The organism is Streptomyces sp. NPDC054883 (genome assembly GCF_053610645.1).
On sequence record NZ_JBSGYT010000007.1, the window covers coordinates 124,610 to 140,107 of the forward strand.

Here is a 15,498-nt window from a genome sequence, read left to right on the forward strand (position 1 = left end):
GCCCCGCGCCGGGCACTCGGCTAGGGTGAACCGGTAGGAAACGGGCCCACCCGGGGTGAGGTCGGTGCATTGGACACTTACCGGTTGACGAACGGTGTACCGGACGAGCCGCCAGGCGTGGTCGGGTACGCGGGCGTCCTGCGGGAGCTGCTGCCGATCGCCCTGTGGCGCGAGGACGCCGACGGACGCGTCGTGGAGTGGTCCCTGGCCGCCCAGGACCTGCTCGGCCACCGCCCCGAGGACATCCTCGGCCGTCCCGGCAGCGCCGTCCTCGTCCCCGACGCCAACCGCGAGCTCGCCGAGCAGCTGACCCGCCGGGTCCAGGCCGGCGAGACCGTCGTCGGGACCCTGCCCGTACGCCACCGCGACGGGCACCGCGTGACGATGGAGATGTGGATCGCGCCGACCGCCGATCCGCGGGGCCGTCCGGGCGCCATGCTCATCGCCGTGGAGACCTCCGAGGTCCTCCACATGCGGGACTCCCTGGCCGCCCTGCAGAGCCTGTTCACCCAGTCCCCGATCGGCCTCGCCACCCTCGGCACCGACCTGCGTTTCCTGCGCGTCAACGACGCCCTGGCCCGGATGAACGGCGTCTCGGCCGCCGCCCACCTGGGCAAACGGCTCACCGAGGTGGTCCCCGGCGTCAACGCCGCCGCCCTGGAGGCGACGATGCGCCAGGTGCTGGAGCGGGGTACCGCCATCGTCGACGTCCGCCGCACCGGCCGCACCCCCTCCGACCCCGGCCACGACCGGACCTGGTCCTGCTCCTACGCCCCGCTGCTCGACGCGAGCGGCCGCCCCCTCGGGGTGATCGCCTCCCTCATCGACATCACCGAAGGCCAGCGGGCGCAGCTGGAGGCCGAGCGGGCCCGCAGGCGGTTCGCGCTGCTCGCCGAGGCCGGCACCCGCATCGGGACGACGCTCGACCTCGGCCAGACCGCCCGGGAAACCGCGGACCTGCTGGTGCCGCAGCTCGCCGACTCCGCGGACGTACAGCTCCTCGAAGCGGTCCTCGGCCCCGACGACGCCGCCTTCTCCAACCGCGGGGTCCTGCGCAGGATCGCCGTCACCTTCCCCGACCCGGCCGCGCCGACGGCCGTCCTCGCCCCCGGCCAGACCTTCCGGATCCCCACCGGGACCGTCTACGAACGGGTCATCGCCGAAGGCCGGCCCATGAACCTGTACGCCACCGACGTCCCGGCGCTGATCACCGACCCGCGCGCCGAACCCCTGCGCAGGTACCTGGCCGGCCTCGGGTCGGCTCGGCTGGTCCCGCTGGTCGCCCGCGGCACGGTGCTCGGTGCGGTCACGGTGACCCGGCTGCGCGAGCGCGAGCCCTTCGTCGAGCAGGACTGCGTCCTGATCGACGAGCTGGTGGCCCGTGCGGCGCTCAACATCGACAACGCGCGCATGTACACCGCGCAGCGACGGGCGGCCCTCACCCTCCAGCGCAGCCTCACCAACAGCGCCCTGCCCCGGGTCACCGGCCTGGAGCTGACCGGCCGTTACCAGCCCGCCAGCGCGCACGACGTCGGCGGTGACTGGTTCGACGTCATCCAGCTGCCCCGGGGCCGGACCGGACTGGTCATCGGCGACGTGATGGGGCACGGCATCCACGCGGCGGCCGTCATGGGCCAGCTCCGCACGGCGGTACGGACCCTCGCGCGGCACGACGTGCCACCCGAGCGGATGCTGCGCTCGCTGGACGCGGCGGTGACCGACCTGGGCGAGGACGAGATGGCGACCTGCGTCTACGCCGTCCACGACCCGGTGGCGGGCGGCTGCGTGATCGCCCGGGCCGGGCACCCGCCGCCCGCGGTGGTCAGCGCCACGGGGACGGTGTCCTTCCTGGACGGCCCGCCCGGGACCCCGCTCGGGTCCGGCGGCACGGACTTCCGTACCGAGATGGTGCCGCTGCCGCCCGGCAGCCTCCTGGCGCTCTACACGGACGGGCTGATCGAAGCCCGCGACCGCGACCTCGACCAGGGACTCGACCAGCTGGCGCGGGCCCTCGGACAGCCGGGCCGGCCGCTGGAGCAGCTGTGCGACGAGGTCCTGGCGCGGCTCCTGCCGGCCGCGCCGCAGGACGACGTGGCGGTGCTCCTGGCCCGCACGACGGCCCCGTAGCGCCCTGTCGCCCGGCCCGTGCCGCCCGGTGCCCGGGCCCGCTCACCAGGCCAGTCCCTCCAGTTCGTCCAGGTCCAGGGTGAGCGCCGCGAGCGGCTCCGCGCTGCCGCCGGTCAGGGGCAGCTCCGCCCAGATCACCTTCCCCCGTTCGGTGTACCGGGTGCCCCACCGTTCGGCGTACTGCGCGACGAGGAACAGGCCGCGACCACCCTCGTCGGTGGAAGCCGCGTACCGCAGGTGCGGGGCGGTGCTGCTGCCGTCGGACACCTCGCAGATCAGGGTGCGGTCGCGCAGCAGCCGGACCCGGATGGGCTCGGACCCGTACCGGATGGCGTTGGTGACCAGCTCGCTGAGGATCAGTTCCGCGGTGAACGCGATGTCCTCCAGACCCCAGGCCTGGAGCTGCGCCGCACCGGCGTTGCGCACCCGCGAGACGGCGGCCGGGTCGTCCGGCACCTCCCACTCCGCGATCCGGTCCGCGTCCAGGATCCGGGTGTCGGCGACCAGCAGGGCGATGTCATCGCTGGGCGAGGGGAACAGCAGCGCCGCCAGTACGTCCGCGCAGGCCTGCTCGGGACTGCGCCCGGTCGCCGACAGGGCCTCGCGCAGCAGCGCCAGTCCGGCGTCGAAGTCGCGGTCGCGGTCCTCCAGCAGCCCGTCGGTGAAGAGGGCGAGCCGACTGCCCTCCGGCAGCCGCAGCTCGGCCGTCTCGAAGGGCATCCCGCCCACGCCCAGCGGCAGCCCCGTCGGCAGCTCGGGGAACTCCACCCGGCCGTCGGGGTGGACCAGCGCGGGGCCCGGATGGCCCGCGCTCGCCATCGAGCACCGGCCGGACACCGGGTCGTAGACGGCGTACAGGCACGTCGCACCGGTGACACCGGCCGGATCCTCGCCGATGTCGGCGGCCTCTTCCGACGCGCCGGTCTCGTCCCGGTCGATCCGGTCGATCAGCTCGTCCAGGTGCCCCAGCAGCTCGTCCGGCGGCAGGTCCAGCGTCGAGAAGTTGTGCACGGCGGTGCGCAGCCGGCCCATCGTCGCCGCGGCGTGCACCCCGTGCCCGACCACGTCACCGACCACCAGCGCCACCCGGGCGCCCGGCAGCGGGATCACGTCGAACCAGTCGCCGCCCACCCCCGCCTGCGCGGGCAGGTACCGGAACGCGACCTCCACCGCGCTCAGCTCCGGCAGCACCCGGGGCAGCAGACTGCGCTGGAGCGTCACCGCGGTGGCGTGCTCGCGGGTGAAGCGCCGGGCGTTGTCGATCGAGACGGCGGCGCGCGCCCCCAGCTCCTCGGCGAAGGACAGGTCCTCCTCGTCGAAGGCGTCCGGGGTGTCGGCCCGCCAGAAGTTCGCCATGCCCAGCACCACCCCGCGGGCCTGGAGCGGCACCGAGATCAGCGAGTGGAACCCGTACTCCAGCGCCAGCCGGGTGCCCTCGGCGTCCTGGGCCCGCCAGCCGAAGGCGGTGTTCAGGTCCGCCGCCAGCACCGCCCGCCCGGCGGCCAGCGCCGCCGCCATCGGCGCCGTCGGCACCACGAACCGGATGATCTCGCCGACCGACTGCAACGGCTGGTCGGAGCGCACCCCGGTCATCGCCGCCCGCCGCATCTCGCTGTACACCCCCGACACCGCCGAGGGCTCCTCCCCGTGCAGCACCGGCTCCAGCAGCTCGACGGTGACGAAGTCAGCGAAGCGCGGAACGGCCACCTCCGACAGCTCCTCGGCGGTGCGCACCACGTCCAGGGTGGTACCGATCCGCACCCCCGCGTCGTACAGCAGCTGGAGCCGCCCGCGGGCCACCTCGGCGCGGCCGGAGAGGGCGGCGAGCTCGGTGGAGTCGCGCAGCGTCATGACGAAGCCCTGGGGCAGGCCCCGGTACGGCTTGGTGGGCCGGACGTTGACGGCGAGGAGGCGGTCCCCCGACAGGTGGACCTCGTCCGTCACGGTGCGCCCCGACACGAGGAGGTCCGCCGTACGGGGATCCAGGCCGAGATCGGTGACGTGCCGCTGCTCGGCGTCCGGCGGCAGGTCCAGCAGCCGCCGCGCCTCGTCGTTGGCCAGCACCAGCCGGTGGTCGGCGCCGATGATGAGCACGCCCTCGCGCACGGCGTGCAGGACCGCCTCGTGGTGCTCGTTCATCCGGGTCATCTCGGCTTCGCCGAGCCCCCGGGTCTGGCGCCGCAGCCGACGGGAGACCAGGGCCGCGCCGCCGGTGCCCAGCAGCAGCACGCCGGCCGCCGAGCCGAGCAGCAGCGGCAGCTGTTTGCCCACCGCCTCGCCGACGTTGGCGACCTCGATGCCGGTGGAGACGAGGCCGACGACGGTGCCCGAGGCGTCCCGTACGGGAACCACCGCCCGCACCGCGTCGCTGGGGGCGCCCTTGAACGTCTCGGTGAAGGGCTGCCCGTGGACCGCGCGCGAGAGGTCGCCGGTGGCGCGCTTGCCGATGAGATCGGGCCGGGCGTCGGTGTAGCGGATCCCGGCGGTGCTCAGCACGGCGATGAAGTCGACGCCGGAGGCCCGACGGGCGGCGTCGGCCAGGGGCTGGAGTGCGGCCGTCGGGTTCGGCGAGCGCAGCGCTTCGGGCAGCCCGGGGGCGTGGGCGAAGGCTTCGGCGGCCGCGAGGGAACGGTTGCGGGCGTCGCGGGCGCTGTCGTACCGGGCCTGGAACACCAGGGCCAGGGTGGCGGCGGTGATCAGCACCAGCACGATCACGGCCTGGAGCAGGAACACCTGGCCCGCGACGCTCCCGGGGACGTGCCCGAAGCGCGCGAGCAGGCCCGAGCCCGCCGGCGGCGATCCTCTGGGTCGACCCGAACGTCCGGTCATGAGCCATTTCTAACACTGTCGCGGTGATTTGGGATGGCGGCCGCCGCCGCTCGGTAGGCGCGCGGGCTCTGGCCGACGTACGCGCTGAAGTGCTGGCGGAAGGTGACCTCGCTGCCGAACCCGGCCCGGCGGGCCACTTCCGGGACCGGATGGTCGGTGCGCTCCAGGAGCCTGCGGGCGGCGTCGAGACGGTGGCCGAGCAGCCACTTGTGCGGGGTGGTCCCGGTCGCGGCGGCGAAGTGCCGGGCGAAGGAGCGCGGTGACATCCCGGCCCAGCCGGCCAAGGTGGCCACGTCCAGCGGCTCGTGCAGCCTCCGCAGCGCCCGCTCGCGTACGGCGGCCAGCGCCTCGGCCGTCCGGTCCGCGGCCGGGGTGGGCCGGTCGAGGTACTGGGCGTGGTCCCCGGTGCGGAACGGGCCCGTCACCATGGAGCGGGCGACCGCCGCGGCGGCCTCCGCGCCGTGGGCCTCGCGCACGAGGTGGAGGCACAGGTCGATGCCGGACGCCACCCCCGCGGAGGTCCAGATCCCCCCGTCCTCCACGTACAGCGGGGCCTCCTCGACCAGGATCGCGGGATAGCGGGCGGCCAGCCGCGGGGCCAGCCACCAGTGCGTCACCGCCCGGCGGCCGGCCAGCAGCCCCGCCTCCGCCAGGACGAACGCGCCGGCGCACAGCGCGGCCACCGGCACGCCCCGGGCGTGCGCCTCCCGCAGGGCGGCCAGCACGGGCCCGGGGCTCGGGTCGTCGGGCTCCGCCAGCGCCGGTACGACGACCAGATCGGCCTCGGGGAGCCAGTCGAGGCCCCGGTCGGGCGTGAGGGTGAGCCCGCCGGGCAGAGGCACCGGATCGGGCGTGAGCGCACAGCGCCGCAGCTCGAAGGGCGGGACGCCGGAGCGGCTGCGGTCGGGGCCCCACACCTCGGTGATGACGGCGAGGTCGAATGCCCTGATCCCGGGCTGGATGACGATCGCGACGCGGTGCATGCCGTGATCCTTCCAGGGCCGCCCGGAGCTGCCAACCCGGCAGGATCCCATCGGTCCCGGGCGCCGACGGCCCTGTCGGGTCCGGGCGGGCGCCGACAGCATGGGGCCATGACGACGAACGAGATCGAGATCGCCCCGAACAGCGCCCTGCTGGTCATCGACGTACAGCAGGGCTTCGACGACGCGTCCTTCTGGGGCCCGCGCAACAACCCGGCCGCCGAGGCCAACATCGCCGCCCTGATGGACGCCTGGCAGGAGTCCGGACGCCCGGTGGTGCTCGTCCAGCACGCCTCGCGGACCGGTTCCGTCCTCGCCGCCGACCAGCCCGGTCACGCCTTCAAGGCCTTCGTCGAGGAGCGCCGCGCGGCAGCCGCGCTGCACATCACCAAGACGGTGAACTCCTCCTTCTACGGCACCCCGGACCTCGCCGAGTGGCTCACCGCCCAGGGCATCGGCCAGCTGGTCGTCGCCGGGATCCAGACCAACATGTGCGTCGAGACCACCGCCCGGATGGCGGGGAACCTGGGCTACGACGTCCTCGTACCCCTCGACGCCACGCACACCTTCGACCTCACGGGCCCCGACGGCGCCCGGCTGAGCGCCGACGAGCTGGCCGCCGCCACCGCCGTCAACCTGCACGGCGGCCGCTTCGCCCGCGTCGTCGCCACCGCTCAGCTGCTCGCCGCGTCCCGGGCCCAGCTGACCGCGTAGTACCACAGCCGGCCCTCTTGGCGTACGCACCGCATCCCGGCGGCGGCCATGACCCGCTGCGAGGCGGTGTTCGCCCGGTCCGTGTCACCGTCCACGCCACGGGCGCCGTGCCGCCGGGCGTGCTCCAGCAGCCCGCGCAGGGCTTCGGCGGCGTATCCCAGGCCCCGTGCGGCGGGCGTCAGCCCGTAGCCGACGGTGACCCGGCCGCGGGCGTCGGCGGGGCCGTGGAAACCGGCCCCGCCGATGGTCGTCCCGTCGGCGCGGAGCTCGATCTCATAGGCGCCGAACGGCCCCGGACCGCCGTGGTGCGCCAGCACCCGCAGGAACCTCTCGGCCCCGGCCCGGTCACCCGGTTGCGGATAGCCGGGTCCCCAGCGGGCCGCCGGGCCGGGCCTGCCGGTGATGATCCGCCGGGCCCCGGCGGCGTCGAGCGGGCGCAGCAGCAGGCGGGGGGTCGGGATCGGGTCGGTGCTCGGTTCCTCCATGCCCCCTGCCTACCAGGGCGGGCCGCCCGGGCGCGGCCGGTTTTTTGCCACCCGGGCCCGGAAAAGGGCCGGCCCCGCTCGGGGCCGGCCCTTCGTCCTGTGCGCACGGTCGCGTCGGTTCCCGGCCGTTGCGACGGAGCCGAACGCGTCAGAGCATGTCGGCCGCGATGGTGGCCGCAACCTGCTCCAGCAGGGGGCCGGCGTTCGCGATGCTCTTCGCCGGGTCCGGCTCGATCTCCGTCAGCGGGTACGCGCGCCGGATCCCGGCGGCGCGCAGCGCCTCCGGCTCCAGCAGCAGCCGGCCGCACACCGCCACGACCTCCTTGCCCGCCGCCCGGGCCGCCGCCGCGACCCCGGCCGGGGCCTTGCCGTGCAGGGTCTGCTCGTCCAGCGAACCCTCGCCGGTGATGACCAGGGTCGCCCGCTCCAGCGCCGGGGCGAAGCCCAGCACCTCCAGCATGAGCTCGATGCCGGGCCGGAACGTCGCCCCGAGCAGCAGCGCACCGTAGCCGATGCCGCCCGCGCCGCCGGCGCCCGGCAGCAGCGCGCACTCGGCGGCCTTCGCCCCGATCGCCTTCTCCAGTACCACCGCGAAGTGCGCCAGCGCCGCGTCCAGCGCCGCCACGTCCGCGGGGGAGGCGCCCTTCTGCGGGCCGTACACCGCCGGCGCGCCCTTCGGACCCGTCAGCGGGTTGTCCACGTCGCTGGCCAGTACGAAGTCCACGTCCGCGAAGCGCGGGTCGATGCCGGACAGGTCGGCCGAGGCCAGGGAGGCCAGCGCGCCGCCGCCCGGGCCGACCGGTTCGCCGTTCGCGTCCAGGAACACCGCGCCGAGTGCGGCGAGCATGCCCGCACCCCCGTCGGTGGTCGCGCTGCCGCCCACGCCGAAGACGATGGAGCGCGCGCCCGCGTCGAGGGCGGCCTTGAGCAGCTCGCCCGAGCCGTACGTGGTCGCCGTCAGCGGGGCGAAGACGCCCTGGGGGAGCAGCTGGAGGCCGGAGGCCTCCGCCATCTCGACCACAGCGGTTCCGTCGCGGAGTGCGAAAGCGGCCGTGACCTGGTCGCCGAGGGGCCCGGTGACCCGTACCTCGCGGCGTTCGAAACCGGCCGCCACGGCGGCCGCGACCGTACCGTCGCCGCCGTCCGCGACGGGGAGGGTCTCGATCTCCACGCCCGGTACGGCCTTGCGAAGGCCGGCCGTCACCCGCTCCGCGACCTCTACGGCCGTGAGCGAGCCCTTGAATTTGTCCGCGGCGATGAGTACGCGCGCGGCCTCAGTTACTGCTCCGTCCGTCACCTTTGCTGATCCCTTGCTATCGAACAGTGCAGTCGCGCCGCCAAGAGCCTATCCGGAGGATCCTCCTATGCCCATGGGTGGCCTGGGCCACACCCGGCGCGCCATGCCCCCAAATGGGGACATACACCTGCATTGTGTGGCCGCAATGGGCGCGGATTCCCCAAAGAGGCACGTCCGGACACTCCGGGCGGAGTCCCCGACGAGCCGGCGGCCGGCGCTCCCGACCGCACCGTGGTCACCACCGCGGTGGCCGCCGTACTCCTGGTCGCGGGCGGCCTGGAATCCCTCCAGACCGCCACCGTCCTCGTCGCCCTGCCGTTCGTGCTCGTCATGATGCTGCTGTGCTGCGCCCTGGTGAAGGAGTTGCGGGAGGACCCGGGCGCCGGCCCGGCGCGCGCCCACCCGCTGCACGGCGTGCGCGACGCCGTCAACGCGATGGTCGGGGACGCCGTAAGCGGGCATGGCCGAGGCCGCCACGTGCGGCTGCGGCGCCTCGCGCCGTCCAAGGGCCGAGGCCGCGGGGACGGCGGCCCCGGGGTGCCGCAGGCACGAGCCGCGCCCCCGGGGCGTCCGGTTAGGGTGGCGGCGTGACCACGACGGATGACTACGCCACGTACATCGCGAGCCTGCCCCGGGTGCTGGCCGGCGCGGCCGCCCTCTTCCGGGACGCCGAGGGCCGGGTGCTGCTCGTCGAACCCAACTACCGCGAGGGGTGGGCCCTGCCGGGCGGCACCATCGAGTCCGACCGGAACGAGTCGCCGCGGACCGCCGCCCGGCGCGAGAGCGCCGAGGAGATCGGCATCGACCAGCCGCTCGGCCGGCTGCTCGCCGTCGACTGGAGCGTGGGGGTGGGCCGTCCCCCGCTGGTCGCGTACCTCTACGACGGCGGTGTGCTCGACGCCGCGCAGCTCGCCTCGATCAGGCTCCAGGAAGAGGAACTGCTCTCCTGGAAGCTGGTCGCGCCGGCCGAACTGCCCGCGTACCTCCTCGGATCGCTCGCCCGCCGCGTCCAAGAGGCCTACCAGGTGCTGGAGTCGGGCGGGAGCACCGCCGAGCTGGAGAACGGCCGGCGCCCACTGGACGCGTAACACCCGTTATCCGAGGCCTACTTCGTTCAGGACAGAATGCAGCACATGATCACGATGTACGCCTGGCCGAGTACGGCCGACGGACCGGACGCCCTCCCCATGGTCCACTTCACCACCGACGAGCAGGCCAGCGGCGAGGTCACCCCCGAGGGGACGCCGGTCTGGATGTTCGACGGCGCGATCCGCGACGGCGGCTGGGCCGAGTTCGCCGACTTCGAGGCGTGGTCGGTCCCGGCCGCCGACTGGCAGGCCTTCTACCGCCGCGAGGACGACCTCCTCGCCGTCACCGGACCCGGCAGCTGCGAGGGCTGGTACCAGGGCAAGCTCGGGGCCGACGAGGAATGGGTGGCGGCGGCGGCCGGGCAGGGGAGCGTGGTGCTGCTCGCCGCGCCCGTCCAGCACCCCTCCCTGTACGCCTACGCGGTCGAGGCGGGCGCCGGCTTCGCCCTGCTGGTCCCGCTCGCGGTCATCTAGGAGGGACGGCCGGGGCAGCGGCGCTCAGACCGGGAGGGACCGCTCGCCGGCCTCGAAGGCCAGCAGTCGGACCTTGCGCTCGACGCCGCCGCCGTAGCCGGTCATGGAACCCGAGGCGCCGATCACCCGGTGGCACGGGACGATGATGCCGACCGGGTTCTTGCCGTTGGCCAGGCCCACGGCCCGGGACGCGCCCGGCTTGCCGAGCTTCGCGGCGAGTTCACCGTAGGACCACGTCTGCCCGTAGGGGATGCGCACGAGCTGCTCCCACACGCTGCGCTGGAACGCCGTGCCCTCCAGCCGGACCGGGACGGTGAAGTCGGTGAGCTCCCCGTCGAAGTACGCGGTCAGCTGCCGTACGACCTCCGGGAACGGCTCCTCGGCCGGCGCGACCCGCTCGCCGAAGGACTCCTCCTGCGGGCGGTGGCGCTGGCCGGCCATGTAGAGGCCGCTGAGGACGCCGTCCGTGGCCACGAGGGTCAGCGGGCCGTAGGGGCTGTCGACGACGGTGTGCTGCTTGCTGCTGCTGTTCATGACAGGTCGTACTCCTCAGACGGGCAGGTGGTTGATGGGGTGGCCGTCGGTGGCCCACAAGTACTGCACGGCGTACGCGCGCCAGGGCCGCCAGCCGGCCGCCCGCGCCGTGAGCGCGGCGGGGGTCGACGGCAGCCCCAGCCCGGCGGCGGCGCGGCGGACTCCGAGGTCGGTGGGGAGGAAGGCGTCCGGGTCGCCGAGGGCCCGCATCGCGATGACCTCGGTGGTCCACGGGCCGAAGCCGGGCAGCGCGGCCAGCTGCGCGCGGGCCGCCTCCCAGTCGCTGTCCACGCCCAGGGTGAGCGAGCCGTCCGCGAGCGCCGAGACCAGGGTGGTGAGGGTCGCGCGGCGGCTGCGCGGCAGGGCGAGCGCCTCCGGATCCAGGGCGGCCAGGCCGTGCGGGGACGGGAACAGGTGCGTGAGCCCGCCCTCGGGGTCGGGATCGGCGACCGGCTCGCCGTGCGCGGTGACCAGCCGGGCCGCGTGCGTACGGGCCGCCGCGGTGGACACCTGCTGGCCGAGCACGGCCCGTACGGCGAACTCGGCCGCGTCGACCGTACGGGGAACCCGGCGCCCCGGGGCCTTGTCCACGAGCGGGGCCAGCAGCGGGTCCGAGCGCAGCTGCTCGTCGACGGCCTCGGGATCGGCGTCGAGGTCGAGCATCCAGCGGCAGCGGCTGATCGCGATGGTGAGGTCGCGCAGGTCGGTCAGGGCGAGCTGACAGGCGATGTGGCCGGGGCGCGGGGCGAGCGCGACCACTCCGGTGCCGTACGGGAGCCGCAGCGTGCGGCGGTACGCGCCGCCGCGCCACTCCTCGACGCCGGGCACGGCAGTCGCGGCGAGGTGGCCGAAGAGGTTGTCGGGGTTGAGGGGCGCCCGGAAGGGGAGGCGCAGGCTGATCGTGCCGGGGATCCGGGGCAGGTCGCGGTGGGCGCCGGCGGAGCGGGTGCGCAGCTCGCTCGGGGAGAGCGCGAAGACCTCGCGGACGGTGTCGTTGAAGGCGCGGATGGAGGAGAACCCGGCGGCGAAGGCGACGTCGCCCATGGGAAGGGCGGAGGTCTCGATGAGCAGCCGGGCGGTCTGCGCGCGCTGCGCCCGGGCGAGGGCGAGGGGGCCGGCGCCGAGCTCGGCGTTGAGCTGCCGTTCGACCTGGCGGGTGGAGTACCCGAGCCGGGCGGCCAGCCCCGGTACGCCCTCGCGGTCGACCACGCCGTCCTGGATGAGCCGCACGGCCCGGGCGACGGCGTCGGCGCGGGCGTTCCACTCGGGGGAGCCGGGGCTGGTGTCGGGCCGGCACCGCTTGCAGGCCCGGAACCCGGCCTGCTGGCAGGCGGCGGCGCTGGGCAGGAAGGTCATGTTCGCGACCTTGGGCGGCACGGCGGGGCAGCTGGGCCGGCAGTAGATCCGGGTGGTCAGGACGGCGGTGAAGAACCAGCCGTCGAAGCGGGCGTCCTTCGACTGCACGGCCCTGACGCAGCGGTCGGTGTCGGTGTACATGGCTCCAGCATCCCGGCCGGGCCCGTGCGGGGCTGGCGGTTTTCCGACATCAAGCGTAGCCCGCCGAGGGTTGCCCGCATGCCGTTCCGCCTGGAGTGGGGGCGCCGCCCCGGCCCCGAACGGGCCGCTCGCCGAAGGAGCGGCCCCGTGCCCCCGAGCCCTGCGGGGCTCCGCCCCGCGCCTCAATCGCCGGCGCGGCTGGACGGGCGGCCGGTCGGGCTGGGTGGTCCGTCGGCGAGGCTGGGCTCGCGCGGGGCTGGACGGGCGGCCGGTCGGGCTGGCCGGGGGCTGCGCCCCGGGCGGGGTGCCAACGCGGGCGGGCCCGTGCCCCCGGGCGTCGGGCCGTCGTCCCCCGGGCCTGCGGGGCTCCGCCGGGCACCCCTGCGCCTGAACGCCGGCGGGACTGGACCGGCGGCCGGTCGGGCTGGGTGGTCCGTCGGCGAGGCTGGGCTCGTGCGCGGGCTGGCGGGTTGGGGTGGGGCGTCGGTCAGGCTGGGCGCGGGGGAGAGCCGGACGTGGGAGGGCCCCCGGGCGCCGAGGCGGCCGGGGGCCCTCCACTGTACGAACAGCGGCCAGCGCTACGGCTGGGCCGCCCGCGCCTCGCGGCGGTTGTGGCGGAACGTGTTCGCGCGGCGGGTCGTCGCGAACAGCGGGATCGTCGCCGCCAGAGCGATCTGCAGCGCGCACCCCGTCTGGAGCAGCAGCTGACCGCCCGGGGCGTCGAACGCCCAGGCCGCCAGCAGCCCCATCGCCCCGACGATCCAGCTGAGCATCGCCACCGCGAGGACGCCCCGCGGCTTGGGGTACTCGACCCGGCTCACCATCAGCCAGGCCACCCCGATGATCGCCAGCAGCGTCGGGATGAAGGGAAGCCCCAGCAGCACGACGGACACGACCGTCAGGGCTCCGAAGGGGCTCGGCATGCCCTGGAACATGCCGTCCTTCATCGTCACGCAGCTGAATCTCGCCAGCCGCAGGACGACGGCGAGGAGGACCACGATCGCCGCCAGTGCCGACATCTTCTGGTGCGCGTCGTCCGCGACCATGCCGTACACCAGCACGAAGTACGCCGGCGCCAGGCCGAAGCTGATCAGGTCCGACAGGTTGTCCAGCTCCGCGCCCATCGGCGAGCTGCGCAGCTTGCGGGCCACGATGCCGTCGAAGAGGTCGAAGACCGCCGCGAGCAGCATCAGTATCACCGCGGTCGCCGCGCTGTGCCGGGCCATGCCCGACTCGCCGCTGCCGGTGAGGTGCGGGATGAGGATCCCGGTGGTGGTGAAGTACACCGCCATGAATCCGCAGGTCGCGTTGCCGAGGGTGAGGGTGTCCGCTATCGACAGCCGCAGGGAGAGCGGCATGTCTTCCGCGTCCGCGTCCTCCTCCTTGGCCTCCGGAACCCAGCCTGTGGCAGGGGTCTCAGGGTCAGTCACGGTCAATTCGGGTCACCCCCGCGGTGGTGGCCTGACCGACCTCGACCGCGACCTCGACGCCCTCGGGGAGGTAGATGTCGACGCGCGAGCCGAAGCGGATCAGACCGATGCGTTCGCCCTGCTCCACCTTGGTGCCGGCCGGCAGGTAGGGGACGATGCGACGCGCGACGGCTCCGGCGATCTGCACCATCTCGATGTCACCGAGCTCGGTGTCGAAGTGCCAGACGACGCGCTCGTTGTTCTCGCTCTCCTTGTTGAACGCCGGGACGAACCCGCCGGGGATGTGCTCCACGGACGTCACCGTGCCGGCCAGGGGCGCACGGTTGACGTGGACGTTCAGGGGGCTCATGAAGATCGCGACGCGAGTGCGCCCGTCCTTCCACGGCATGATGCTCTGCACCACACCGTCGGCGGGCGAGATGACGCGGCCCTGGGCGATTTCGCGCTCCGGGTCGCGGAAGAACCACAGCATGCCCGCCGCGAGAGCGGTGGCGGGCACGGCCGCCGCGGCCCAGCGTCCGGACTTGCGGGCCCGGGTGAGGCTGAGCGCCGCGGTGGCGACGGTCGGCAGGAGCCACGGCGATGCTCCGCGCGCGAGGCGTCCACCGAGGAGGCCGACGCGAGGTGCAGAGGTTTGGCTGTGGGGCATGGATGACCTTCGTAGCGGGTGATGCCGCGCCGTAAACGGGGGGACGGGACGGCGGCTTTACTGGAATGCTATCGGTTGCACGCAACAACTGGGCAAGCCAGAAGCCGAGTCGATGACCGTCGGCCAGTGACTGCTAGTGACCCTGCTGCGGAAAATCTTCCTGCGATTCACCGCAAAAGGGACTTTCAGCCCTGGAGCCGGTACTCCTCGAGCAGGCGCCGCCCGATGATCATTTTCTGGATCTCGGCGGTACCTTCACCGATCAGCAGCATCGGGGCTTCCCGGTAGAGGCGCTCGATCTCGTACTCCTTCGAGAACCCGTATCCGCCGTGGATACGGAAGGCGTCCTCCACCACCTCCTTGCAGTACTCGGAGGCGAGGTACTTCGCCATACCCGCTTCGAGGTCGTTTCGTTCCCCGGAGTCCTTTTTGCGTGCCGCGTTCACCATCATCGCATGGGCGGCTTCGACCTTGGTAGCCATCTCGGCCAGCTTGAACTGGATGGCCTGGTGCTCGGCGATCGGCTTGCCGAAAGTGTGACGTTGCTGGGCATAGGAGACACCCAGCTCGAACGCACGCTGAGCGACGCCGCAGCCACGCGCCGCCACGTTGACGCGGCCGACCTCGACCCCGTCCATCATTTGGTAAAACCCTCGGCCCGTCTGTCCGCCCAGGACGCGATTGGCCGGAATGCGCAGTCCGTCCATGATGAGCTCGGTCGTGTCGACGCCCTTGTAGCCCATCTTGTCGATCTTGCCCGGGATCGTCAGGCCCGGCCGGACCTCGCCGAAGCCGGGCTCCTTCTCGACCAGGAAGGTCGTCATCGACTTGTGCGGGGCGGTGCCCTCCGGGTGTCCTTCGTCACTCCGGACGAGCACGGCCACCAGCGTGGACGTGCCGCCGTTCGTGAGCCACATCTTCTGGCCGTTCAGGACGTACTCGTCGCCGTCCTTCACCGCCTTGGACGTGATGGCCGACACGTCCGAGCCCAGGCCCGGCTCGGACATCGAGAACGCGCCGCGGACCTCACCCAGCGCCATGCGCGGGAGGAAGTGGTCCTTCTGCTCCTGCGTACCGTGCTGCTTGAGCATGTACGCCACGATGAAGTGGGTGTTGATGATGCCCGAGACGGACATCCAGCCGCGCGCTATCTCCTCGACGCACAGCGCGTAGGTGAGCAGCGACTCACCCAGACCGCCGTACTCCTCGGGGATCATCAGGCCGAACAGGCCGAGTTCCTTGAGACCGTCGACGATCTGCTGCGGGTACTCGTCGCGGTGCTCCAGCTCGGTCGCGACCGGGATGATCTCCTTGTCGACGAACTCGCGGACCGTCTTGAGGATCTCGCGCTGGACCTCGTTCAGGCCGGCGGTCTGGGCAAGTCGGGTCATGGC

General features: G+C 73.6%; 13 protein-coding genes and 1 pseudogene. 5 read left to right on the forward strand and 9 right to left on the reverse strand.

Annotation, left to right across the window (positions count from 1 at the left end):
- The first annotated feature begins 84 nt into the window (after positions 1–84).
- On the forward strand, positions 85–2,127 hold the full coding sequence (locus ACWGH1_RS08190) for a SpoIIE family protein phosphatase (RefSeq protein ID WP_453355143.1): 2,043 nt from the start codon (positions 85–87) through the stop codon (positions 2,125–2,127).
- A 42-nt stretch (positions 2,128–2,169) separates the two neighbouring features.
- Here the strand turns inward: ACWGH1_RS08190 and ACWGH1_RS08195 are convergent, their stop codons facing one another.
- Positions 2,170–4,956 (reverse strand): SpoIIE family protein phosphatase, encoded by a 2,787-nt coding sequence (locus tag ACWGH1_RS08195; RefSeq protein WP_453355144.1) that lies wholly within the window; start codon positions 4,954–4,956, stop codon positions 2,170–2,172.
- The gene (locus ACWGH1_RS08200; RefSeq protein WP_453355145.1) at positions 4,953–5,939 is read right to left on the reverse strand and encodes a GlxA family transcriptional regulator; all 987 of its coding nucleotides are present in this window, start codon (positions 5,937–5,939) and stop codon (positions 4,953–4,955) included. The genes ACWGH1_RS08195 and ACWGH1_RS08200 overlap by 4 nt, the downstream gene beginning before the upstream one ends.
- 108 nt (positions 5,940–6,047) lie before the next feature.
- Here ACWGH1_RS08200 and ACWGH1_RS08205 point away from each other — a divergent pair, with 108 nt between their 5' ends.
- Positions 6,048–6,650 (forward strand): cysteine hydrolase family protein, encoded by a 603-nt coding sequence (locus ACWGH1_RS08205; RefSeq protein ID WP_453355146.1) that lies wholly within the window; start codon positions 6,048–6,050, stop codon positions 6,648–6,650.
- Here ACWGH1_RS08205 and ACWGH1_RS08210 read toward each other — a convergent pair.
- Both ACWGH1_RS08210 and ACWGH1_RS08215 read right to left on the reverse strand, forming a co-directional pair.
- A complete protein-coding gene (locus ACWGH1_RS08210; RefSeq protein ID WP_453408530.1) occupies positions 6,611–7,135 on the reverse strand; it encodes a GNAT family N-acetyltransferase in 525 nt (174 codons plus the stop codon). The genes ACWGH1_RS08205 and ACWGH1_RS08210 overlap by 40 nt on opposite strands.
- Positions 7,136–7,283: 148 nt before the next feature.
- Positions 7,284–8,432 (reverse strand): glycerate kinase, encoded by a 1,149-nt coding sequence (locus ACWGH1_RS08215; protein WP_453408531.1) that lies wholly within the window; start codon positions 8,430–8,432, stop codon positions 7,284–7,286.
- 231 nt (positions 8,433–8,663) lie between these two features.
- On the opposite strand from ACWGH1_RS08215, the pseudogene ACWGH1_RS08220 reads away from it, so the two are divergent.
- The 3 genes and pseudogenes from ACWGH1_RS08220 to ACWGH1_RS08230 all read left to right on the forward strand — a co-directional run.
- Positions 8,664–9,023: pseudogene (locus ACWGH1_RS08220) on the forward strand (BCCT family transporter); the annotation flags it as partial.
- Positions 9,020–9,520: an NUDIX domain-containing protein gene (locus ACWGH1_RS08225; protein ID WP_453356498.1), complete on the forward strand. Its 501-nt coding sequence runs from the start codon at positions 9,020–9,022 to the stop codon at positions 9,518–9,520. The pseudogene ACWGH1_RS08220 and the gene ACWGH1_RS08225, both read left to right, overlap by 4 nt.
- Positions 9,521–9,565: 45 nt before the next feature.
- Positions 9,566–9,994 (forward strand): hypothetical protein, encoded by a 429-nt coding sequence (locus ACWGH1_RS08230; RefSeq protein ID WP_453356497.1) that lies wholly within the window; start codon positions 9,566–9,568, stop codon positions 9,992–9,994.
- Between the two features lie 24 nt (positions 9,995–10,018).
- Here the strand turns inward: ACWGH1_RS08230 and ACWGH1_RS08235 are convergent, their stop codons facing one another.
- From ACWGH1_RS08235 to ACWGH1_RS08255, 5 genes are all read right to left on the reverse strand, one after another.
- Positions 10,019–10,528: a methylated-DNA--[protein]-cysteine S-methyltransferase gene (locus ACWGH1_RS08235; RefSeq protein WP_453356496.1), complete on the reverse strand. Its 510-nt coding sequence runs from the start codon at positions 10,526–10,528 to the stop codon at positions 10,019–10,021.
- Positions 10,529–10,543: 15 nt separating this feature from the next.
- Complete coding sequence (locus ACWGH1_RS08240) at positions 10,544–12,025, reverse strand: AlkA N-terminal domain-containing protein (RefSeq protein WP_453408532.1); 1,482 nt, start codon at positions 12,023–12,025, stop codon at positions 10,544–10,546.
- 578 nt (positions 12,026–12,603) lie between these two features.
- Positions 12,604–13,383 carry a CDP-diacylglycerol--serine O-phosphatidyltransferase gene (pssA, locus tag ACWGH1_RS08245; protein WP_361308707.1) on the reverse strand — a complete coding sequence of 260 codons (780 nt, stop codon included), beginning with the start codon at positions 13,381–13,383 and terminating at the stop codon, positions 12,604–12,606.
- A 64-nt stretch (positions 13,384–13,447) separates the two neighbouring features.
- A complete protein-coding gene (locus ACWGH1_RS08250; protein ID WP_136212902.1) occupies positions 13,448–14,104 on the reverse strand; it encodes a phosphatidylserine decarboxylase in 657 nt (218 codons plus the stop codon).
- A gap of 185 nt (positions 14,105–14,289) precedes the next feature.
- Positions 14,290–15,495, reverse strand: a complete 1,206-nt coding sequence (locus tag ACWGH1_RS08255; protein WP_453354984.1) for an acyl-CoA dehydrogenase family protein — start codon at positions 15,493–15,495, stop codon at positions 14,290–14,292.
- Between the last annotated feature and the right edge of the window lie 3 nt (positions 15,496–15,498).